We start from the raw sequence: 21899 nt of genomic DNA, 5'->3' as shown, positions 1-21899 counted from the left end.
CGATGAATGAGAATAAGCAAATATACAGAGCGCTGGCTTCCGTAATTGACGTTACCGGCAGTGATTGTCCGAATTGGATCGTAGGCGGAAGCGCAGGATTGCTGCTGCGCAAGCTTCCGCTTCTAGCAAGTCCTCGAGATCTTGATCTCTATTGCGACGACGAGGATGTTGAGCGCATATACAATAAGTTAAGTCGGTATGCGGTTGATGAACCGGATTTGAGCATTACGAACATGTATCGATCACGTTTGTGTCATTTTAACATCGAAGGGGTATCTGTCGAGCTGGTCGGCGGTTTTGAAGTGACATCAGCTGACAGCTTCTATCATACGGATGTGAAGAAGCTTCTGATCCCCTACGGTACTAAGCTTACAGTGAATGGAACAGCAAAGCAGGCGAACGTCGTGCCTCTCGCGCACGAATTATGGTTCAACGCGCTGCGTGCCCGCGAGGATCGGGTGCAGCTTATTGCAGAGAGCTTTAATCATTCGGCCGACGGGCCCGCTCTGAGGGCCATTGAGGCGGTTAACCGCTTCTCGGAGCAAGCAAGGCAATATGTGCACAGCTTCATTAGCGAGTCGAAAGCGGGGTTAAGGCGTTGAGCGCGGAAGTTACGTTTTGGCCATCGGGCAAGAAAGTTGCGGTTAAGCGCGGAACGACGCTGCTTGACGCGGCAAGACGCGCCAACGTTCTCATTCAGACGCGTTGCGGAGGCAAGGCGGCATGCTTTATGTGCAAGCTGTCGGTGCTTCCTGGCAGTGAGCTGATGCCAATATCGGACAATGAACGCAGGAAGCTGGCGGGACTTGACGGCGAAGGCATCCGGCTCGGCTGTCAAGCGCGTGTCGACGGCAAAGTAGAAGTAACGGTGCCGCTTGACCCGCTTAAGGCGGCTATTGCGCGCCAATTAGCTAGGCAGGCAGAGCAGGATGAGCCTCTCTGGTAGTTAACAAGTTGCGTAACACAATTGTTGCAGGAGGATTAACAATGGCTTTATTTACGAACAGAAGATTTGCGCAATATATGCGTTTATTAGCTATAGTAACAGCAGTTAGTTTATTTGCTGCAACATTATCAGGCTGTATGTACCCCGATGATCAGCGCAAGCAGAATCAAGCGGCGCCGAAGGAAGCCATCCGCAACGTACAAGGGGCTATTGACCAATACAAGGACGAGACGGGCATGCTTCCAATCAAGAACAGCGATGCACAAACCCCAGTTTACGAGAAGTTTCTGATCGATTTTGCGAAGCTGCAGCGAACGGGCTACTTGAGCGATCTTCCTAGCGCGGCATTCGAGAAGGGCGGCAACTTCTATTTTCTAGTCATTGACGAGGAGACGAACCCGCGTGTGAAGCTGATGGATCTGGTCACCTATCAGAAGGTGAACGATATTCAGGGGTGGGTTAAAGCTTATGTGCAAAATGGCGGCGAGCTCCCTAAGGGCGAACAAATGTATCCAGGCTTCTATCAAATCGATTATAAATTGATGAACAAGACTGCGCCTGTCATTCAAAGCGTATTCTCAGGACAATCCATTAACGCACTCGTAGACGAGGGCGGTGTTGTGTACGCCGATTATGGCATTGACATCATGCAGCTCATTCAGAAAAACGGCGACATGTCCATCGATGAGAAGCTGGACCTGCGCACTTTGCTGGTCGACGATTCCGACTATGTTCCAGTTAAGTCGCCCATCTACCACTATGTGAATGGCGAGCCGCAAGCGGCCAAGCCCTAATCGTTCTATCCAGAGCAAGACCTCTGTCAGCCAATCAATGGCTTGCGGAGGTTTTTTTTGTATATCGATGTACTAGTGAAACTCGGCCGCTCATATAATTCAATCTTGGAAGGGATGTTGACCGACGAGGTGGTAAAAAAGATTTCAGGGAAGGAATCGTCATAAAAGGTAAGGTTGGACATATGATGTTACTAGTCCAAAAAGTATGTACGAGTTGCGTCGCTGGCCTGCCCTCTTGTCCGGTGGATGGCGGCGAACCGGAAAATCAATTGGGAGGGGATATTCAGTGGAGAAAGTGGACATTTTCAAGGACATAGCCGAGAGAACTGGCGGGGATATTTACCTCGGTGTGGTTGGGGCAGTCCGGACGGGCAAATCAACGTTTATTAAACGGTTTATGGAGACGGTCGTGCTGCCGAACATCGCCAGCGAATCAGATCGTGCCAGAGCCGTGGACGAACTTCCTCAAAGCGCTGCGGGTAAAACGATTATGACAACGGAACCGAAGTTCGTGCCGAACCAAGCGGTACAACTGAAAGTAACCGACGGGCTCGAAGTGAATGTGAGATTGGTCGATTGCGTTGGTTACGCGGTTGAAGGTGCGAAGGGCTACGAGGACGAGAACGGTCCGCGGATGATTACAACTCCATGGTTCGATGAACCGATCCCGTTCCAGGAAGCAGCGGAGATCGGCACGCGCAAAGTCATTCAGGAGCATTCGACGCTTGGCGTCGTCGTAACGACGGACGGCTCAATCGCCGAAATACCGCGCAGCTCCTACGTGGTCGCCGAAGAGCGCGTCATCAATGAGCTGAAAGAAGTGGGTAAGCCTTTCGTGCTTATTATTAACTCAACTAGACCTCGCGGCGAAGAGGCGCTTCAATTGCGCAATGAGCTGCAATCGAAATACGATATTCCAGTTATGACGCTTAGCGTTGCGACAATGGGCGAGGAAGAGGTTATCTCCGTACTGCGCGAAGTGCTCTATGAATTCCCAGTCCATGAGGTTAACGTTAATCTTCCAAGCTGGGTCATGGTGCTGAATGATAACCACTGGCTGCGCAACAACTACGAAAGTTCGGTTCGTGACACGGTGAAGGATATTCGCCGTCTGCGCGATGTCGATCGTGTCGTTTCGCAGTTCATGGAATATGATTTTATCGCCAGAGCGGGCTTAAGCGGCATGAACATGGGTCAAGGCGTGGCGGAGATTGATCTGTATGCTCCTGACGAGCTGTATGACCGCATCTTAATGGAGGTTGTCGGCGTCGAGATACGCGGCAAGGACCACTTGCTCCAGCTCATGCAGGACTTCTCGCATGCGAAGCGCGAGTATGACCGCTTCGCCGAAGCGCTGGAGATGGTGAAGACGACGGGTTACGGCATCGCCGCTCCTACGCTGGCTGAGATGGCGCTCGATGAGCCTGAGCTGATCAGGCAAGGTTCTCGCTTCGGCGTTCGCTTGAAAGCGACTGCTCCGTCGATTCATATGATTCGCGTGGATGTAGAGTCTGAGTTCGCTCCGATTATCGGTACTGAGAAGCAGAGCGAGGAGCTAGTCCGTTACTTAATGCAAGATTTCGAGAACGACCCGATCAAGATTTGGGAGTCCGACATCTTCGGACGGTCACTCCATTCGATCGTAAGGGAAGGCATTCAGGGCAAAATCGCGATGATGCCTGACAACGCGCGCTACAAGCTGCAAGAAACGCTTGGCCGTATCATCAACGAGGGCTCTGGCGGATTAATTGCTATCATTCTCTAAGGCGATCCAAAATACGTTTGCGAGGCCGCTTCCGAAAGTCGGGGAGCGGCCTTGCGATTTTGAATGGAAGAAATGCATTTACCTACTTGAAATTGCGAATCGGCTGTATTACTATAGGTTTGTTCGGTCAAAAGGTATATTTTTGAAGTTTTCCGTTAATAAGAGGGATAAGATATGTTTGATGCTTACGAAGTAGTTTGCTACGCAAACTAAGCGTATGCTTTCGAAGTAGTTTTGCTTCGCAAAACTAAGCGTATGCTTTCGAAGTAGTTTTGCTTCGCAAAACTAAGCGTATGCTTTCGAAGTAGTTTTGCTTCGCAAAACTTTAAGGAGGTGAAACCATGAACAAAACAGATTTGATTGCTAAAGTCGCTGAATTGACAGACCTGTCGAAGAAGGATGCAACCAAAGCGGTAGATGCCGTTTTTGATGCGATTTCCGATGCGCTGCAAAGCGGAGACAAAGTGCAACTGGTAGGATTCGGAAACTTTGAGGTGCGCGAGCGCCAAGCGAGAAAAGGACGCAACCCGCAAACGGGAGATCCGATCGAAATCGCTGCCAGCAAAATGCCTGCCTTCAAACCGGGCAAATCTCTCAAAGACCTTGTATCCAATTAAATAAGTTAAGGATGTACCTGTTACCTCCTTATCCGATACTTATTCGTTACGTATACGCCTGGGCGGTCTCGCCTAGGCGTATTCTCGTTCGTAGAGACAATTGAAACAATCCGTATCATTGCACATTTGAGTCTCATCAACTATAATTCACTTGAAGAAAGTCTACATAACTTTGTATGCATTAAGAATTACGGAATTGATAGATGCGGAGGGAAGACGATGGAACCTACAGGCGGAGATTATATTGTAATCAAGGCTAAGGAGCAGGGCGTGAATGTCATCGGCCTGACTCGAGGGCAAGATACAAAATTTCATCATACGGAAAAGCTGGATCGGAATGAAGTATTGATTTGTCAGTTTACCGATCATACATCTGCAATCAAGATTCGCGGCAAAGCGATAGTGATGACGAAGTACGGTACGGTAGAAACAGACCAATAAGCAATGCGCGGAGCAGGCATAGCCTGCTTTTTTTCATGCGGAACAACAATAGCGGTTGAATAATCGGACAGACTTGCTCGTACAATGAATACATACACATGATGTATGCAAGCAATAACGGGAGGTGTCCGATGCGAATCAGCAAACCGCTGTTAACCGCATGTTTAGCTACTATTGCGCTTACGCTGTTATTCTCAGCGCTTCCGCATCATATATGGAAAACCGCTAAGGAGCGAGGGGAAGTCGCGGTATTCCACCCTGCACCTGTCGCACGCCTGTCCAATCAAAATTTGGTTGATGTGCTCATCAGCGCTCAATTGAACGAACGGATCAAAAAAGCCGACTGGCATAACGCGATCTTGTCGATTGATCTTAAAGTCAACGCGGAAGAGGGGAGACCGGCCTCTTGGTTCTCCGATGTGGAGAAGCTGCTGCGCGTATCGTTCCTGCAATTGGAGAACGTGAAGCGCGTGCTAGTCAGGATCGTAGAAGACACCCCGCAGGAGCCTAGGCTGTTAGCGGCCGTAGACGTACGTAAGACAGATAGCTGGCTGGATACAGAGCTTGATGCCTTGCGTTACGCGGATCCTGTTCATGATGAGCGATGGAGGAAGAGGCTGAGAGTTAGCTTTACAGCTGCGTGGGAAGAACGATTGGGCCGCGTTTCGAGTTATTCCGTCGAGCGTGCGAAAGACACGGCTTATTAAATCTGCTTTGTTCAAGTACATATTGACCGTCAAACGGTAAGTTGTAACCGCCAATCGACAGCGATTGTCGGTTACGTTTGTTGCAATCGTATGCTCTTTAAAAAAGTTGTGCTATAATAGTTTAGATTATTGAGCGGCGATTGTTGCGCTTCTCTGTTCGGAGGCTTCCCCATGAAATCGTATCGAATACCATCCATTGCAAGCAAATATACCGAATACGACATGATCCAGATTCATACGGATCTGCCTGCGCTTGCGCATCCAAGGCTGCAATTGCTTCATTCTTTCCTCATTCGCGGGCAAGTGTATGAGAAGCATAGCGAGCTGTATACGCTAGTCGCTTCGCTTGTTCAACTCGGAATGGATACCCATGATCGGATTAATAACGACGCTGATTCTACGCAGCGTGCAGAGAGTGACATGCGTGCCAAGCAGCTTAAGGTGCTTGCAGGCGACTACTTCAGCAGTATTTTTTACCAGTTGCTCGCGCAAGCAGGGCAAATAGAAATGATTGCGATTCTAAGCGAAGCAGTATGCGAAGTGAATCGTCTTAAGACGATTCTTTACATGAGAATGAAGCAAATGAAACTTACAGCAACTGATTATTTGAGCGGTATGACTCAGATTCGCAGCGAGCTGTTCCAGTCGTTCACAGCGTTGATGGATGTCGAACAGTCGCGAGCATGGCAGGATCTGCTGGTTGCACTTACGCGTTGTGAGGTTATTCTAGAAGAGATTGAGTGTTTGAATGACGCCTCGAATTTCGAGCATAGCTGGGCCTACTGGCATGTATTGCAAGACGGCACGGAGTCAGAACGCGCGCTGTTGACGGAATCGCTAATCGATTCGGAACGGGTATACGAGCTCGTTAACAAATACGATATTCACGGTAAGCTGACGGCTAAGCTTAACTTGGCTGCTGAGATGGTACGTACGATTACTGCGAAGCTGGATCCGGATTTCATGAATAATGAGCCGATTCGGATCTTGGAAGAAATGCTGAACAGAGCGGCGGGCAGAACACCGGCCCTTCACGAGACGAGGTGAAAGACAAAATGGATGCGAACTCTAAGAGTCATGTTCATGGCGTATTCGAGCGTGTTGCGCCGAAGTACGATATGATGAATGACTTGATTAGCTTCCGCAGGCATAAGGCTTGGCGGAAGTTTACGATGAAGAAGATGAACATGCAACCGGGGCAGACTGCAATCGATCTATGCTGCGGCACCTGCGATTGGACGATAGCGCTGGCTGAGGCAAGCGTATCGGGTGAAATTATTGGTCTTGATTTCAGCCAAAACATGCTCGATGTAGGCGCTGCGAAAGTGGACAAGCAAGGACTTAGCAAACAGATTAAGCTGGTACAAGGCAATGCGATGAGCTTGCCGTTCGAGGACAATCAATTCGATTATGCAACAATCGGCTTCGGACTTCGCAATTGTCCCGATTTCCTGCAAGTGCTGAAGGAAATGGAACGCGTTGTGAAGCCAGGAGGCATGGTCGTATGCTTGGAAGTTTCCAAGCCGACTTGGCAGCCGTTCAAAGCGATGTACAACTTGTACTTCGGTCAAATTTTGCCGTTAATGGGCAAGCTGGTGGCGAAACGATTCGATGAATACAAGTGGCTTCCGGAATCGCTTAAAGTGTTTCCAGATGCGAAGCAGCTCGTTAAGCTGTTCGAGAAGGCGGGCTTGCAAAGCGTGAACGCGTATCCGCTGACCGGCGGAGTTGCAGCGTTGCATATGGGGACAAAGGAGAAGAAGCGTCAATGATTCGCAAAATAGGCATTATTCTTGAAATGATTAAGTTTGAGCATACGATATTTGCTTTGCCGTTCGCCTTTATGGGAGCAATCTTGGGCGCTGTTGCAATGGAACAGCGTCTTCCTTCATGGGAAGAGATCGGTTGGATTACGCTTGCGATGTTCGGCGCGCGAAGCGCCGCTATGGGGCTTAACCGCGTCATTGACAAGGCGATCGATCTTCGCAACCCGCGAACCGAGAAACGGGCGCTGCCAGCCGGATTATTGAAATCGGCAGAAGTCATTATTTTTATTGTTGTTTCACTCGTACTCATGTTCATCGCTGCGGCTAACTTGCAGCCGATTGCGCTGAAGCTTATGCCTATTGCGGTTGCACTGCTCGTTTTGTATTCGTATACGAAACGATTTACTTGGCTGTGCCACCTTGTGCTTGGTTTCACAATCGGTTTGTCGCCGCTTGGCGCATGGGTAGCCGTAACGGGGCACTTCGATCCGGCGGCATGGCTGCTGTATGCGACTGTCGCCCTGTGGATTGCAGGGTTCGATATTGTGTACGCTACACAAGATTTCGATTATGACCGTGGAGCAGGCCTGCATTCCATACCGGCGCGATTCGGTCTTGCCGGCGCGTTATGGTTTGCCCGTATTTTGCATATGGTGACCGCGATCGGCTTTATTATGCTATTCATGATGACGGAATTAAGCTGGGCGTACTTGGTTGGAACGATTGTGTCTATCTCGCTGCTGTTCTACCAGCATTGGCTCGTGCGGCCTAATGATCTGTCACGCGTGCAGACTGCTTTCTTCGGTATGAACGGTACGCTTAGCGTCGTATTATTTGCTTTCACGATCTTCGATTTGTTGGTGCTTAAGCAATGGTAGCGCTAGATACGCCTTCAAGTCATAAATCGTCTCCCCGCAGGCGCAGATGGATTGTCGGCATTACGGGTGCAAGCGGCTCGATTTATGGCATTCGGCTCATTCAAGAGCTGATCGTCAGCGGCTTTGACGTGCATCTTGTCATTACGGAAGCGGGCTGGCGCGTATTGAAGGAAGAGCTCGGTTGGGAAACGACGCGCAGGCAAGCGGCTTTGGAAGCTTGCTTCGGAGCCAGTCTGACGGATGGAAGGCTTGTTTTTCATCCGAATGCAGACATTGGCGCCAGCATCGCAAGCGGCTCGTTCCGAGTAGAGGGCATGATGATCATGCCCTGCTCGATGGGGACGCTTGCTTCGATCGCTCACGGCATATCCGATGATTTGATGACGAGAGCGGCTGATGTTATGCTGAAGGAAGGCCGCAAACTGCTGATTGTGCCAAGAGAAACGCCGCTCCACGCGATTCATTTGGAAAATATGCTTACACTGGCCAAATTAGGGGTGCGTATCGTACCTGCTATGCCGGCTTTTTACTATAAACCGCAATCGATGGAGCAAATGATTGATTTCCTCGTAGGAAAGGTGCTCGATCAGGCAGATATTGATCATGATTTGTATCGAAGATGGGGAGATGAGTACAATGGGCTATAATCGCCCAATTACCATCGGCACAATTGATTATGCGAATGCATGGCCGCTCTTTCATCAATTGGAGTCGTTCGCAGGCCATGTGAATTATGAGAGCATTTCCCGCTATCCTGCAGAGCTGAATCGATTGCTGCAGGCGGGCGAGCTAGATATATCGGCCATATCCTCTTATTCCTATGGCTTGCATTCGGAGAGCTATATGCTGCTTCCGCAATTATCCGTTGGATCGACTGGACCTGTCCATTCGATCCTGTTGTTCCTTAAAGAGCCGCTCGAATTGAAGCGGCCGTCTACGATTGCCGTCACGTCAACATCGGCAACGTCCGTTAATTTATTGAAAATTTTAATGGAAATGTATTACGAATGCTCGCCTTCGTATGTAACGGCCGAGCCAAGACTTGAGGAGATGCTTCGGGATGCTGATGCGGCGTTATTGATCGGCGATCCTGCGATCCATGCTTCGTGGAACGAACAAGGGCTGCATGTGATTGATCTTGGCCGTCTATGGAATGAGTGGACAGGACTTGGTATGACGTATGCGGTCGTCGCTGCGCGCAAGGAAGTTATCCACTCGAACCCTGAAGCTGTACAAGCAGCATATGATGCTATTCTTAAGTGTAAGCAGCATAACCAAAATCATCTAGAACCGTTAATTCGGCAAGCCTGCAAGCAGCTCGGCGGAGACGCCGCTTATTGGGATATGTATTTTCATTCTCTGCAATATGATTTTGGCAGCAAGCTGCAAGAAGGTTTAGCCCTGTATTTCCGCTATGCGAAGCAACTTGGACTGCTGGCGAGGGACGTCGAGTTTACTTTTTTTGAAGACCAATCTGCCCAATAGGTGAAAGAATGAAACTACTAGACTTGTATGCAAAGATGAAAGGCGATTTGAATCAAATCGAACAAGAACTGGAGCGCACCGTAACGACGGACCATGCGCTGCTTAGCGAAGCTTCGGTACATCTGCTCAAGGCAGGCGGCAAGCGCATTCGCCCCATTTTCGTACTGCTTTCAGGTAAGTTCGGCAATTACAGCTTGGAAGTAATGAAGAATATCGCCGTTCCGTTGGAGCTCATTCATATGGCCTCCCTCGTGCATGACGATGTTATCGACGATGCGGAGACCAGGCGAGGTCGACTAACGGTTAAATCCCAATGGGATAACCGAATTGCGATGTATACCGGCGATTATATATATGGCAAAGCACTGACGCTTGCGACTAAGCTGACAAATCCGGTCATCCACCAAATCTTGTCCAAAGCGATGGTGCAGATGTGTGTAGGCGAGATGGAGCAAATACGCGACTTCTTCAACATGGAGCAGTCGGTTCGCGACTATTTCCTGCGTATACGGAGAAAAACAGCGCTGTTGATCGCGATCAGCTGCCAACTCGGCGCTGTAGCCTCCAAGGCCGATCGTGAAACGGCGAACAAATTGTACAGATTTGGGTATAATGTAGGTATGGCTTACCAAATTAGGGATGATCTTCTTGATCTTCTTGGTACGGAGAAGCAGATCGGCAAGCCGCCGGGCTCGGATATGAGGCAAGGAAATATTACGCTGCCGGTTATACTAGCTTTGAATGAAAAGCGGATTCAAGAAGCGCTGAGTCGCGAGCTTGTACTTATCCGAGAGAGCGGCAGCGTATCGGATACGAGCCGCGCAATTGAAATGATTCGCAATAGCGACGGTGTCGCTCAAGCAGATCAGCTTGCGAGCCGATATATAAATAAAGCGTTGGCTGCTTTAGAAGGATTGCCGAATATTGCGGCGAAGAAAAACTTAGCCGACATTGCTCATTTCGTAGGCAAACGTAATTATTAAACCAAAGCGGTGCTGAAAGGACTGACTAGCCATGGAAAAAACATTTCTGATGATTAAGCCAGATGGCGTTCAACGCGGTTTGATCGGTGAAATCGTATCGAGACTCGAGAGAAAAGGACTACAGCTAGCTGCAGCCAAATTTATGATTATCCCACGCGAGCTGGCGGAGATTCACTATGCCGAGCACAAAGGCAAAGTGTTCTATGAGCCGCTGCTTGAATTCATAACATCGGGTCCTGTATTCGCCATGGTATGGCAAGGTGATAATGTCATCGCGTTATCGCGCGCGCTTATTGGCAAGACCGATGCGCTTGACGCAGCGCCAGGAACGATACGTTCCGATTTTGCCGTACATACGAACTTCAATCTCATTCACGGCTCGGACTCTGCCGAGAATGCCATACGTGAAATGGGAATCTTCTTTAAGCCAGATGAGTTAGTCGATTACGAGCATACCATTCAGCGGTGGGTGTAGATAATAGCCTAGTTGCCGCTTGCACCGGAGGGACTTATGTCAGACGACCAAGATTTCACGTTGTTTGTTACCCGGATTAAGCAAAAGACCGATATTGATCTATCGCAATACAAGGAAGCTCAAATGAAGCGCAGGTTAACGACGCTGCGAATGAAGCACGGATATGCGACCTTCGAGGACTACTGGAAAGCAATCGAGCAGAATCGCAGCATGCTCAATGAGTTTCTGGATCGGATGACGATCAACGTCTCCGAGTTTTGGCGCAACCCTTCGCGCTGGGATGTGCTCCAGAATCGATTTTTCCCTGAAATGCTTAAGAACAATGCAAGGCTGAAGGTATGGAGTGCCGCATGCTCGACGGGTGAAGAGCCTTACACGCTAGCCATGATGCTCTCAGAGCTGGGGGCAATCGGCAAGACAAGCCTGCTGGCTACCGATCTGGACAGCAATGTTCTAAAGAAGGCGATGGAGGGCAGCTACCTGGAGCGTTCGCTGCGCGATGTGCCGCCGGCTTGCAGGCAAAAATACTTCAAGCAGCAGGACGGAGCATATCTCATCTCGGATCAACTTAAGCAATTCATTCAGTTCAAGCAGCAAAATTTGCTGCATGATACGTTTGACAGCTCGTTCGACCTCATTGTATGCCGCAATGTTATGATTTATTTTACCGAGGAAGCCAAGCACTTATTGTATCATAAATTTGCAAAAGCACTGAAACCGGGTGGTCTGCTGTTCGTCGGCAGCACGGAGCAAATCTTCTCCCCGGCGCAATACGGCTTCGAAACGGCGGATACATTCTTCTACCGGCGCGTTTAACTTTAGAGATCATGTATACCGTTTTCCATCTTCTCCAATACTAATCATAATCGGAGCGATTTGGAGGTTGATGAGAAGAGTGGACAAGCGCAAAGTAATCGCTGCTTATCGGCGAGGCTTGATATCGATTCAAGAGTGCGCGCAAATCATCGGCGTTGACAGCGGCCAAATGGTCCGGCTTGTTGATGACCCACGGCTTATGCCTGAGGCTGTGCTACAGCGGTCGAAGCAGATGATTAGATGAATATCAACTCATGATCGTTTAGCAGCAGTGAAGAGAAAACTGGCAACACGCTTGATAGACAAGCATGTTGCCAGTTTTTTTGTGTCCATTTTTCTTTATTTCGGTTGCTTTTGTCCGATACTGCGTTGACGCTTTAAATCTTTGTTGAAATATTGCCTTTGAGGCCTGTCGATTTCTTGTCAAACCTTATGGGCTGTACTATAATGAGCAAAGATGTTGAGGCTCATGCGAGATAGAGTTATAGACGAGCAAGTGCAAAAATGCTTGCTTTGAAGGAGGAGCTTGGTCTTGAGTTTACGTTATTTGACAGCGGGAGAAACCCACGGTCCGCAATTAACCGCAATTATTGAAGGACTTCCAAGCAATTTAAAAATCGACTTTGAGGAACTTAACTTTCAACTCCATCGCCGCCAGAAAGGTCATGGGCGCGGTCGCCGCATGCAGATCGAGAAGGACACTGCGAACATTGTGGGCGGCGTACGCCACGGCAAGACAACTGGCGCGCCGGTAGCGCTCGTCGTTGAGAACAACGACTGGAAGCACTGGACGAGCGTGATGAATATCGAGCCGATTGAAGGCAGCGATGAAGAGAAGCGCCGTGTACATAGACCGCGGCCAGGTCATGCCGACCTGAACGGCGGATTGAAATACAACTTGAAGGATTTGCGCAACGTGCTGGAACGTTCAAGCGCTCGCGAGACGGCGGCCCGGGTTGCCGTGGGCGCTGTTGCTCGTCAGCTGTTGGCTGAATTCGGCATTAAGGTTGCCGGACAAGTCATTCGCATCGGCGAGATTGAAGCGCCAGCTAACGATCTCTCGGTCGACGAGCTGATCCGATTGACGGAGGAATCGTCCGTACGCGTTGTGGATAAGGAAACGGAAGAGAAGATGACTGCTTATATCGATCAGATAAAAGCGGAAGGCGATTCCATTGGCGGTATCGTCGAGTGCATTATCGAAGGCGTACCTATCGGCCTTGGCAGCCATGTGCAATACGACCGCAAGCTTGACGGTCGCATTGCGCAAGCAGTCGTATCGATCAACGCATTCAAAGGCTGCGAGATCGGCATCGGCTTTGAAGCGGCTAAGCTTCGCGGCTCGCAGGTACATGATGAAATCATGTACAACGAGGAGCGCGGCTATCATCGCGCAACTAACCGCCTGGGCGGATTCGAGGGCGGCATGACCAATGGCGAACAGATCGTTGTTCGCGGCGTCATGAAGCCGATTCCTACTTTATACAAGCCGCTTCGCAGCGTAGACATTGATACGAAAGAGCCGTTCACTGCGCAAGTGGAGCGTTCGGACAGCTGTGCCGTGCCTGCGGCGAGTGTCGTTATGGAGCATGTCGTCGCATGGGAAGTCGCGAAGGCGTTCCTAGAGAAATTCGGCGGCGATTCCATTGAAGAGATTCGCGCCAACGTTAACAGCTATCAAGCGCAATTGGAGCGTTACTAATATGAGAGAACTTACGGTTGAATTAGGTGAACGCTCTTATCCGATCTATATAGGAGAAGGTCTGATTGGCGAAGCTTCCTCCTATTTCATCAAGCATGGCATCAGCAAGAAATCACCGCTTATGATCATCACCGACGAGCATGTCGCTAGTCGTCATCTTGCGGCTCTAGAGCAATCCTTGAAAGATGGGGGCTTCAGCGTTGTCAGTGCGGTCGTTGAGGCAGGCGAGAGCTCTAAGTCGCTGGCTATGCTCGGCATGCTGGTCGGGAAAGCGCTTGAAGCGGGTCTTGATCGCAATTCAGCGATCGTAGCGCTCGGCGGCGGCGTTGTCGGCGATCTAGCTGGCTTCGTAGCAGCATCATATATGCGAGGCGTTAAGTTTGTACAAGTGCCAACGACGATTCTAGCACACGACAGCAGCGTAGGCGGCAAAGTTGCGGTTAATCATCCGCTTGCCAAAAACATTATCGGAGCTTTCCATCAACCGGAGCTTGTCCTTTACGATCTGCAAACGCTGCAGACGCTTCCTCCAAGAGAAGTAAGCGCCGGCTTGTCTGAAGTCGTTAAGCATGGATTCATCTGGGATGCCGGTTTCGTGGAATGGTGCGAGGCGAATGCAGAGAAGCTGCTGGCCCTAGATCCCGATACGCTTGGCTATGCGCTGTACAAAGGCAGCAGCGTGAAAGCGGCGGTCGTCTCGCAGGATGAACGCGAGAACGATCTGCGGGCGATATTGAATCTTGGCCATACGATCGGCCACGCGTTGGAAGCCGTTGCAGGATACGGAGAGCTGCTTCATGGCGAAGCGATCTCGATCGGCATGATCGGATCGGCCAAGCTTGGGCTGAAATATGGTGCCGACGAAGAAGTGTACACGACGACGAAGCGTGTGTTGTCCGCCTGCGGCCTGCCGGTTCGACTTCCGGAGCATTATGACGTTGACGCGATTATGGATGCGATGATGCATGACAAGAAGTTCAAGGAAGGTACGATGGTATTCGTCGTACCGACAGCCATTGGCAAAGTCGATATCGTGAAGGACGTTCCCGTATCATGGGTGCGTGAGATCGTTGAACAACTGAAACAGGAGGCAGAGCTGCAATGAGCGTAAGAGGTATTCGAGGTGCGATAACGGTCGAGATTAACGACAAACAACAGGTGCTGGATGCAACATTAGAGCTGCTTCACACTATGATAACCGAGAATGGTATCGTTCCGGACGATGTTTGCAGTATTTTCATAACGGTAACGAATGATTTGGATGAAGCGTTCCCTGCCAAAGCGATTCGCGAAACGAGCGGGTGGGAGCTTGTGCCGCTGATGTGCGCGCTTGAGGTTCCGGTAAAGGGAAGTCTAGAGAAGTGCATACGCTTCATGCTCCTTATTAATACGGACAAAGGCCTAGCAGACATTAAGCATGTCTATTTAGGCGGAGCCAGCGTGCTTCGTCCTGACCTATCGCAGTCGTAAAGAAGAGCTGCTGAAGCGTCTAATAAACTTTAATGTACGGCATATTCATCGGTTGACGGGAAGTCGTAAGTTGTTGTATATTGAAGATCGTAAGTGAGAATAGTCAGAGCAGGTTTTACAGTTGAGCCTAGATGAGTCGAGCCCAGTTAAGAGCAGGTTAGAGAAGAGCGTCCCGAGGGGACATAGGGAATTACGATCGTTTTGCATACGCATAGCTCAGTTCTGATTCGTTCAGATCAAGTGGCTTTAGCGTCATGGCGGAGCTGTATTTTCCTATACAATGAGTAGCTTCTTTATTACTGCACACTTTCGCTATCATCTACATTCAACGCTCCTGCTGCGGCAGGAGCTTTTTTATTTTTATTAACTATTTCATCCCCAATGGAGGTCGTTCCAATGTCAACCGAGCTGCAGCAAGTGACCCGTCTCGCCAGCCAATTCAATCTGATTCCGATCGTGCGCTATATGATGGCCGATACGGAAACGCCAATCAGACTATTCCAGCATTTCGCGAAGGAAGAATACTCGTTTCTGCTGGAAAGTGTAGAAGGCGGCGTGAAATGGGCGCGCCATTCGTTTATCGGCACCGATCCGTTCATGATGCTTTACGGTAAAAACGGGGAGATGGTGCTCGAGCATAACGGAGAGAAGCAAACGCTCCGCGACAAGCCGATCGAGCTGCTCAAAGCGCGGCTTCGCTCCTTCCGCAGTCCGGCAATTGCGGATCTGCCTCCATTCACGGGAGGAGCCATCGGATTTTTCGGCTATGATCTGTTGCAGTATTACGAGAAGCTGCCAGCTCATCGGATAGATGATCTGCAAATGAACGATATGCAATTCATGTTCTGCGATCAAATTATTGCTTTCGACCACTTCAAGCAGCAGCTTCAAGTGATAGGCAATGTTCACGTCAGAGAAGGCGCTACGGATGATGATATTGCGATAGCTTATGCGGCTGCTGTTGCCAAGATTGAAGCGACAATTGAGCGGTTGAAGAAGCCTGCCGCTACACCGGTTACGACGGGCCAGGCGATCTCCACGGATCATGAGCTGGGCGATATTCAGTCGAATGTGACGAAGGAGCAATTCATCGCCAATATCGAGAAGGCCAAAGAATATATTCGAGCGGGCGACATATTCCAAGTGGTGCTTTCGCAGCGGTTCAGCATTGAGACGGACATCGATCCGCTTCACGTGTATCGCGTCCTGCGGACGATGAATCCATCGCCTTACATGTATTACTTGAAGATGGGCGAGGAAGTCATTGTCGGCACATCGCCAGAAGCGTTGGTGAAGGTGAGCGGCGATAAGCTGGAGACAAGGCCGATTGCCGGAACAAGGCCGCGAGGCAAAACGCCGGAAGAGGATTTGGCGTACGAGCGGGAGCTTCTAGCCGATGAGAAGGAACGGGCCGAGCATCTTATGCTTGTCGATCTTGGACGGAACGATATTGGACGCGTATCGGAGTTCGGCACGGTCAAATGCGATTCGTTTATGGAAATCGAGCGGTACTCGCATGTCATGCACATCGTATCGAACGTATCCGGCAAGCTCCATAAGGATAAAGATTTCTTCGACGCTTTTCTTTCTTGCTTGCCGGCAGGCACGGTGTCGGGCGCGCCAAAGCTAAGAGCAATGGAAATTATTGCAGAGCTGGAGAACGAAGCGCGGGGAGCATATGCGGGAGCGATCGGTTACTTGGGCTTCGGTGGAACGATGGATACGTGTATTACGATTCGGACCATTATATTCAAGCACGGCAAAGCGTACGTTCAAGCCGGAGCGGGAATCGTATGGGATTCGGTTCCAGAGAGCGAATATATGGAGACCGTTAATAAAGCGAAAGCGATGTTGAAGGCGATACGCGCAGCGGAAGCGATCTTCGCGAAGCCAAGCGGCAACGCGGGTTTATATCAGTCGGTGAATACGGATTACGATGTGGAAACAAGAGAGGGGTTGACTCGGTAATGACGCAGCAAACGGAAATGTACTCGATGCAGCACGCGCTGCGATCATTGATTGAGGGGACGGACCTCACTCGCGAGCAAGCAAGGTCGGTCATGAGCATCATTATGAACGGGGAAGCCACCGCTGCCCAGATCGCAGGCGTCGTAACGGCAATGCGCATCAAGGGGGAAACGAAGGACGAAATTACGGGATTCGCCGAGGTTATGCGTTCCCATTCGAGCCATGTTCAGACGGATCAGGACGGCTTGCTCGACACATGCGGTACGGGCGGCTCAGGCATCCATAAATTCAATATTTCTACGGCATCATCCATTATTGCGGCGGCGTCCGGCATTCGCGTTGCCAAACACGGCAACCGTGCGATGTCCGGCAAGACCGGAAGCGCTGATGTGTTGGAAGCGCTGGGCGTTCAAATAGGGATTTCGCCAGAACAGGCAGCAGCCTGCTTGGAGAAGATCGGAATCTGCTTCATGTTCGCGCAGCACTATCATCCATCGCTTCGTCATGCCGCTGCCCCTCGCCGAGAGCTTGGTATTCGGACGATCTTCAATATGTTGGGTCCGTTAACGAATCCGGCAGGCGCAGATCGTCAACTGCTCGGTCTATACGACCGTTCGCGCACATCGACGGTAGCTGAAGTGATGAAGGATCTTGGTCTTAAGCGTGCGCTAGTCGTCAGCAGTCATGATGGACTGGACGAAATCAGTATTTCCTCACCGACGCAAATATCCGAATTGAAGGATGGCAGCGTCCGCACCTATGATCTAACTCCGGAGGAAATCGGGCTTAAACGGTGGGCGATCGAGAATGTGCTGGGCGGGGAGCCTGCTGTCAATGCAGGTATAATCCGTTCCATATTCAATGGTGATGAACGCGGCGCCTACCGCGATATCGTACTCGCGAACGCAGGAGCGTGCATCTACGTAGGCGGACTTGCAGAGTCGTTGCGCGAAGGCGCGTCCATCGCAGCCGAAGTGATCGATTCAGGCAAAGCTGAGCGTAAGCTCGAACAGCTAATTCAAACGACAGGAGAGCTGGCTCATGTTTCTTGATAAAATAGTTGCTACGAAAAAGGTAGAGGTTGAAGCGCTAGGCGCTGCGTTCTCATTGTCCGAATATGAGAAGCGGATTGAGGAGCTGCCAAGCTGCAAAGGATTCGAGCGCGCATTGAGCGCTGGCGTGCGCAATCGTTCAATGGGATTGATTGCCGAAGTGAAGAAGGCATCGCCTTCGAAAGGACTTATCCGTTCAGACTTTAATCCGACTGAGCTGGCTTTGGCTTATGAAACCACAGGCGCTGACTGCATATCGGTACTGACCGATCGGGATTATTTTCAAGGCGCCAATGAATATTTGAGCGCGATCCGCTCGGTTGTCGGACTGCCTTTGCTGCGCAAAGACTTTACTATCGATTATCGCCAAGTATATGAAGCTCGCGTTATTGGAGCGGATGCCATCTTGCTGATCGCAGCGATTCTAACGAAGGAATCGTTGGGCGAGCTGCACGATATCGCAAAATCGATAGGTCTAGATGTATTGGTAGAGGTTCATAACCGCGAAGAGCTGGAGCTTGTGCTGGAGCTGGATAAAGCGAAGCTGATCGGCATTAATAATCGTGATTTAAAATCATTCGTTACTGATCTTCGTACGACGGAGGCGCTTATCGGCATGATGCCGAAGGATGTTACGGTCATAAGCGAAAGCGGCATAGCCGGCAGGGCGGATATGGATTACTTGCAGTCCATCGGCGCGCATGGCGTATTGATTGGCGAGCATTTCATGCGCCACGATGATGTCGCTGGCTCTGTTCACGATCTTATGGGTGCGGTGACGGTGCGATGACCGGCAAAAAGTTGCCGCATATCAAGATATGCGGACTTAAGGATATCGCAACGATTGAAGCGATGGACGGCTTGCCTATTAACGAGATCGGATTCGTGTTCGCGAAGAGTAAGCGGCAGGTGACGCCGGAGTCGGCGGCAGCGCTGATCGAATCGACGAACCGGTTAACGGCTAGAGGCGGCGAGCGGCCGAAATCAGCCGGCGTGTTCGTTAACCCAACGCTTGAGGAGCTCGATAACGTACTCTCGATTGCCCGGCTTGATATCGTGCAGCTTCACGGCGACGAATCCGCTGATTTATGCCGCGTGATTAAGGAGCGCTTTCGCGTACAAGTATGGAAAGCGCTCGGTATGAAGCCTTCGTCAACGGATAATATATCTGAGTTATCGCAAACGGCTATTGAGCGCATAACGCCTTACAATGGGTCTGTTGATGCTATACTTATTGATTCCGCCGGGGGCGGAACCGGACATACCTTCGATTGGGTGACGATCAAGGAATACCTTGCGGCCGCACGATTAATAGAGTTGCCGCTTTATATTGCCGGTGGGCTTCATGCGGATAATGTACAGGAGCTGTTGAATGAGTACGCTCCTGATGGAATAGATGTGTCAAGCGGTGTCGAGACAGAAGGACAGAAGGATATTGAGAAAATTCGATTATTCGTAAGAAGGGTGATGGAGTCATGATTCAAGTACCAGACGAGAACGGCCGATATGGCAAGTTCGGCGGCCGCTACGTTCCAGAGACGCTCATGAACGCGCTGTTGGAGCTAGAGGAAGCTTACTTGCACTATTCGAAGGATGCGCAATTCCAAGAAGAAGTTCGTTACCTGCTGCACAAGTATTCAGGCAGACCGACTTCGTTGTATTATGCGGAGCGGCTAAGCGAGCATCTCGGCGGCGCGAAAATTTATTTGAAGCGCGAAGATCTTAACCATACGGGCGCTCATAAAATCAATAACACGATCGGACAAGGCTTGCTAGCCAAGCGGATGGGCAAGTCGAAGATTATTGCTGAGACTGGTGCGGGACAGCATGGTGTCGCTTCTGCAACCGTAGCTGCCTTACTCGGGCTGGAATGCAAAGTATTCATGGGCGAAGAGGATATGAAGCGCCAACAGCTTAACGTATTCCGTATGCAGCTGCTAGGCTCCGAGGTTGTGCCTGTTCTCTCCGGCACTCGTACGCTTAAGGACGCATGCAACGAAACGCTGCGCTATTGGGTAAGCCATGTAGACGATACGTATTATATTCTCGGATCGGTTACCGGACCTCATCCCTACCCGATGATGGTACGCGACTTCCAACGGATTATCGGCGACGAAGCACGTGAGCAAATTCTTAAAGAAGAAGGCCGTTTACCTGATTATGTCGTTGCGGCAGTAGGCGGCGGCAGTAATGCGATGGGTATCTTCTATCCGTTCGTAGGCGATGACGGCGTGAAGCTGCTTGGCGTTGAGGCGGCAGGACGCGGCGTTGAGACAGAAGAACATGCGGCTACGATGACGAAAGGCCGTCATGGCGTATTCCAAGGCTCGCTCAGCTATGTGCTGCAGGACGAGCACGGTCAAGTACAGCCGGCTCATTCCATCTCTGCAGGACTTGATTACCCGGGTATCGGTCCTGAGCACGCTTACTTAAAAGATTCCGGACGTGCGGAGTATGTACCGATAACTGACGCTGAGGCGTTAGAGGCGCTTCAATTGCTGTCAAGAACAGAAGGTATTATTCCAGCTCTAGAATCATCGCATGCCATTGCACAGACAATGAAGCTTGCACCGACGCTAGGCAAAGATAAAGTGATTGTCGTTAGCTTATCCGGCCGTGGAGATAAGGACGTAGAAGCGATTATGGGTTACTTGGGAGGCACGCCGAATGAATCTCATTGATAACGTATTTGCGAAGCTGAGAAGCGAAGGCCGTACCGCGCTGATTCCATTCCTTACGATGGGCGATCCCAATTTGGAAACCTCGGTAGAGATATTGAAGACATTAGAAGATGCGGGAGCGGATATGGTGGAGCTCGGCGTTCCTTACTCCGATCCGCTCGCAGATGGACCTGTCATTCAACGCGCCTCCGAGCGAGCGCTTCAGAACCGAATTACGCTGGTGGATTGCATTAACATTGCCGAGCAAGCGAGGGAAGCGGGAGTGAAGCTGCCTTTCATCTTGTTCACCTACTTCAATCCGGTGCTGCAATATGGACTCGATCGTTTCTTCGAGCTTGTTCAGAGCAAAGGCATCAGCGGTCTTATTATTCCTGATCTGCCGATTGAAGAGGACGAAGAGGTGCGCGCGCTTGCGGAAGCGGCTAACGTTCATCTTATACCGCTTGTCGCGCCTACTTCCAAAGATCGAGTCGTACGCATCTCCCGTAAAGCGAGAGGCTTCGTTTATTGCGTCTCCTCGCTTGGCGTAACTGGAGTCAGAGCTGACTTCCATAGCGGCATCGATGATTTCCTCTCTACTGTACGCGAGGCAACGGATTTACCGATTGCCGTAGGCTTCGGCATTTCCAGCCGCGATCAGGTAGAGCGCTTCGAGAAGCAGGTTGACGGCGTAATCGTCGGCAGCGCCATTGTTCGCACGATCGAAAATGCGTTACCGCTTCTGAAGGATGCCGACAAGAAAGCAGAAGGATTGCGTTCCATCGGCGATTTCGTAGCAAGTCTCAAGGCTTAATAAGCGATTGTTGAATATCCCTCATTAAGAGAGGCTGTCACTTAAGGCGACTTAAGGGCAGCCTCTTCTTTGAAATATAGGAAAGTATATCGTTTCACTGCTATACCTTGTGCCGCTTTAAAGCGTCGACGCTAAAATGTTTGTCAGTAAAAATGCTTTAAAAGCTGCTCAAATTATGAGACAATGGATGACAGCACATAGACTATAGTCCATATCTAAAGAGGTGAACGGCGCATGCAGCCAAAAAGCAATATTCTTCATCTTCCCGTTTATCAACCGGGCAAGCCGATCGAAGACGTGAAGAGAGAGCTTGGTCTACAAGAGGTTATTAAGCTCGCTTCGAATGAAAATCCGTTTGGTGCTTCTCCGAAAGCGAAAGCAGCCGCTATCGCTGAGCTTGATCAAGTGAGTATTTATCCCGACGGCGCCAGTGTAGAGCTAACAGAAGCGCTTGCCAAACACTTAGGCGTCAACCCGAATCAGATTATATTCGGAACAGGCTCCAGCGACATTATTCTTATGCTTGCGAGAGCATTCTCTCGCAAGCATAAGAATAATGT

Annotated in this window: 26 protein-coding genes; all 26 read left to right on the top strand. The window is 50.3% G+C overall.

What is annotated here, in order from left to right; genetic code table 11:
• Positions 1 to 2: 2 nt before the first annotated feature.
• Entirely contained in the window at positions 3 to 602 is a 600-nt protein-coding gene (locus tag AB4Z33_RS13460) for a hypothetical protein (protein ID WP_442050402.1), read from the top strand.
• Positions 599 to 946: a 2Fe-2S iron-sulfur cluster-binding protein gene (locus tag AB4Z33_RS13455; protein ID WP_442050401.1), complete on the top strand. Its 348-nt coding sequence runs from the start codon at positions 599 to 601 to the stop codon at positions 944 to 946. The genes AB4Z33_RS13460 and AB4Z33_RS13455 overlap by 4 nt, the downstream gene beginning before the upstream one ends.
• A 41-nt stretch (positions 947 to 987) precedes the next feature.
• Positions 988 to 1740 (top strand): hypothetical protein, encoded by a 753-nt coding sequence (locus tag AB4Z33_RS13450; RefSeq protein ID WP_442050400.1) that lies wholly within the window; start codon positions 988 to 990, stop codon positions 1738 to 1740.
• Between the two features lie 286 nt (positions 1741 to 2026).
• A complete protein-coding gene (gene spoIVA / locus AB4Z33_RS13445) occupies positions 2027 to 3505 on the top strand; it encodes a stage IV sporulation protein A (RefSeq protein WP_337103478.1) in 1479 nt (492 codons plus the stop codon).
• Between the two features lie 341 nt (positions 3506 to 3846).
• A complete protein-coding gene (locus tag AB4Z33_RS13440; protein WP_307201611.1) occupies positions 3847 to 4122 on the top strand; it encodes an HU family DNA-binding protein in 276 nt (91 codons plus the stop codon).
• 219 nt (positions 4123 to 4341) lie between these two features.
• Positions 4342 to 4563, top strand: a complete 222-nt coding sequence (gene mtrB / locus AB4Z33_RS13435) for a trp RNA-binding attenuation protein MtrB (RefSeq protein WP_442050399.1) — start codon at positions 4342 to 4344, stop codon at positions 4561 to 4563.
• 131 nt (positions 4564 to 4694) lie between these two features.
• The gene (locus AB4Z33_RS13430; RefSeq protein ID WP_442050398.1) at positions 4695 to 5270 is read left to right on the top strand and encodes a hypothetical protein; all 576 of its coding nucleotides are present in this window, start codon (positions 4695 to 4697) and stop codon (positions 5268 to 5270) included.
• Positions 5271 to 5441: 171 nt separating this feature from the next.
• Positions 5442 to 6317 carry a heptaprenyl diphosphate synthase component 1 gene (locus AB4Z33_RS13425; RefSeq protein ID WP_442050397.1) on the top strand — a complete coding sequence of 292 codons (876 nt, stop codon included), beginning with the start codon at positions 5442 to 5444 and terminating at the stop codon, positions 6315 to 6317.
• An 8-nt stretch (positions 6318 to 6325) separates the two neighbouring features.
• Entirely contained in the window at positions 6326 to 7042 is a 717-nt protein-coding gene (locus tag AB4Z33_RS13420) for a demethylmenaquinone methyltransferase (RefSeq protein ID WP_442050396.1), read from the top strand.
• Entirely contained in the window at positions 7039 to 7914 is an 876-nt protein-coding gene (locus tag AB4Z33_RS13415; RefSeq protein WP_442050395.1) for a UbiA-like polyprenyltransferase, read from the top strand. Before AB4Z33_RS13420 ends, AB4Z33_RS13415 begins: the two co-directional genes overlap by 4 nt.
• The gene (locus AB4Z33_RS13410) at positions 7908 to 8561 is read left to right on the top strand and encodes a UbiX family flavin prenyltransferase (RefSeq protein ID WP_442050394.1); all 654 of its coding nucleotides are present in this window, start codon (positions 7908 to 7910) and stop codon (positions 8559 to 8561) included. The genes AB4Z33_RS13415 and AB4Z33_RS13410 overlap by 7 nt, the downstream gene beginning before the upstream one ends.
• Positions 8551 to 9399 carry a menaquinone biosynthesis protein gene (locus AB4Z33_RS13405; RefSeq protein WP_442050393.1) on the top strand — a complete coding sequence of 283 codons (849 nt, stop codon included), beginning with the start codon at positions 8551 to 8553 and terminating at the stop codon, positions 9397 to 9399. Before AB4Z33_RS13410 ends, AB4Z33_RS13405 begins: the two co-directional genes overlap by 11 nt.
• Positions 9400 to 9407: 8 nt before the next feature.
• Entirely contained in the window at positions 9408 to 10382 is a 975-nt protein-coding gene (gene hepT, locus AB4Z33_RS13400; protein ID WP_442050392.1) for a heptaprenyl diphosphate synthase component II, read from the top strand.
• 31 nt (positions 10383 to 10413) lie between these two features.
• Entirely contained in the window at positions 10414 to 10857 is a 444-nt protein-coding gene (gene ndk / locus AB4Z33_RS13395) for a nucleoside-diphosphate kinase (protein ID WP_442050391.1), read from the top strand.
• Positions 10858 to 10893: 36 nt separating this feature from the next.
• Complete coding sequence (locus tag AB4Z33_RS13390) at positions 10894 to 11673, top strand: CheR family methyltransferase (protein WP_442050390.1); 780 nt, start codon at positions 10894 to 10896, stop codon at positions 11671 to 11673.
• A gap of 67 nt (positions 11674 to 11740) precedes the next feature.
• Positions 11741 to 11917: a hypothetical protein gene (locus AB4Z33_RS13385; protein ID WP_442050465.1), complete on the top strand. Its 177-nt coding sequence runs from the start codon at positions 11741 to 11743 to the stop codon at positions 11915 to 11917.
• A 288-nt stretch (positions 11918 to 12205) separates the two neighbouring features.
• Positions 12206 to 13375 (top strand): chorismate synthase, encoded by a 1170-nt coding sequence (gene aroC / locus AB4Z33_RS13380; RefSeq protein WP_442050389.1) that lies wholly within the window; start codon positions 12206 to 12208, stop codon positions 13373 to 13375.
• Position 13376: 1 nt separating this feature from the next.
• Positions 13377 to 14480 (top strand): 3-dehydroquinate synthase, encoded by a 1104-nt coding sequence (gene aroB / locus AB4Z33_RS13375; RefSeq protein ID WP_442050388.1) that lies wholly within the window; start codon positions 13377 to 13379, stop codon positions 14478 to 14480.
• Complete coding sequence (gene aroH / locus AB4Z33_RS13370) at positions 14477 to 14845, top strand: chorismate mutase (protein WP_442050387.1); 369 nt, start codon at positions 14477 to 14479, stop codon at positions 14843 to 14845. Before aroB ends, aroH begins: the two co-directional genes overlap by 4 nt.
• 396 nt (positions 14846 to 15241) lie before the next feature.
• Positions 15242 to 16813, top strand: a complete 1572-nt coding sequence (gene trpE / locus AB4Z33_RS13365; RefSeq protein ID WP_442050386.1) for an anthranilate synthase component I — start codon at positions 15242 to 15244, stop codon at positions 16811 to 16813.
• Complete coding sequence (trpD, locus tag AB4Z33_RS13360) at positions 16813 to 17865, top strand: anthranilate phosphoribosyltransferase (RefSeq protein WP_442050385.1); 1053 nt, start codon at positions 16813 to 16815, stop codon at positions 17863 to 17865. The genes trpE and trpD overlap by 1 nt, the downstream gene beginning before the upstream one ends.
• A complete protein-coding gene (gene trpC, locus AB4Z33_RS13355) occupies positions 17855 to 18655 on the top strand; it encodes an indole-3-glycerol phosphate synthase TrpC (protein ID WP_442050384.1) in 801 nt (266 codons plus the stop codon). The genes trpD and trpC overlap by 11 nt, the downstream gene beginning before the upstream one ends.
• The gene (locus AB4Z33_RS13350; protein WP_442050383.1) at positions 18652 to 19344 is read left to right on the top strand and encodes a phosphoribosylanthranilate isomerase; all 693 of its coding nucleotides are present in this window, start codon (positions 18652 to 18654) and stop codon (positions 19342 to 19344) included. The genes trpC and AB4Z33_RS13350 overlap by 4 nt, the downstream gene beginning before the upstream one ends.
• Positions 19341 to 20546: a tryptophan synthase subunit beta gene (gene trpB, locus AB4Z33_RS13345; RefSeq protein ID WP_442050382.1), complete on the top strand. Its 1206-nt coding sequence runs from the start codon at positions 19341 to 19343 to the stop codon at positions 20544 to 20546. Before AB4Z33_RS13350 ends, trpB begins: the two co-directional genes overlap by 4 nt.
• Positions 20533 to 21339, top strand: coding sequence for a tryptophan synthase subunit alpha (gene trpA / locus AB4Z33_RS13340; RefSeq protein ID WP_337103458.1), 807 nt, complete (start codon positions 20533 to 20535; stop codon positions 21337 to 21339). Before trpB ends, trpA begins: the two co-directional genes overlap by 14 nt.
• Positions 21340 to 21573: 234 nt before the next feature.
• Positions 21574 to 21899, top strand: a 326-nt coding sequence (locus tag AB4Z33_RS13335; RefSeq protein ID WP_442050381.1) for an aminotransferase class I/II-fold pyridoxal phosphate-dependent enzyme, incomplete at its 3' end; no start/stop codon positions are given.

It is taken from the genome of Paenibacillus sp. 2TAB19 (assembly GCF_052115185.1).
Taxonomy (GTDB): domain Bacteria; phylum Bacillota; class Bacilli; order Paenibacillales; family Paenibacillaceae; genus Pristimantibacillus.
This window is presented reverse-complemented; position numbering and strand designations above follow the sequence as displayed.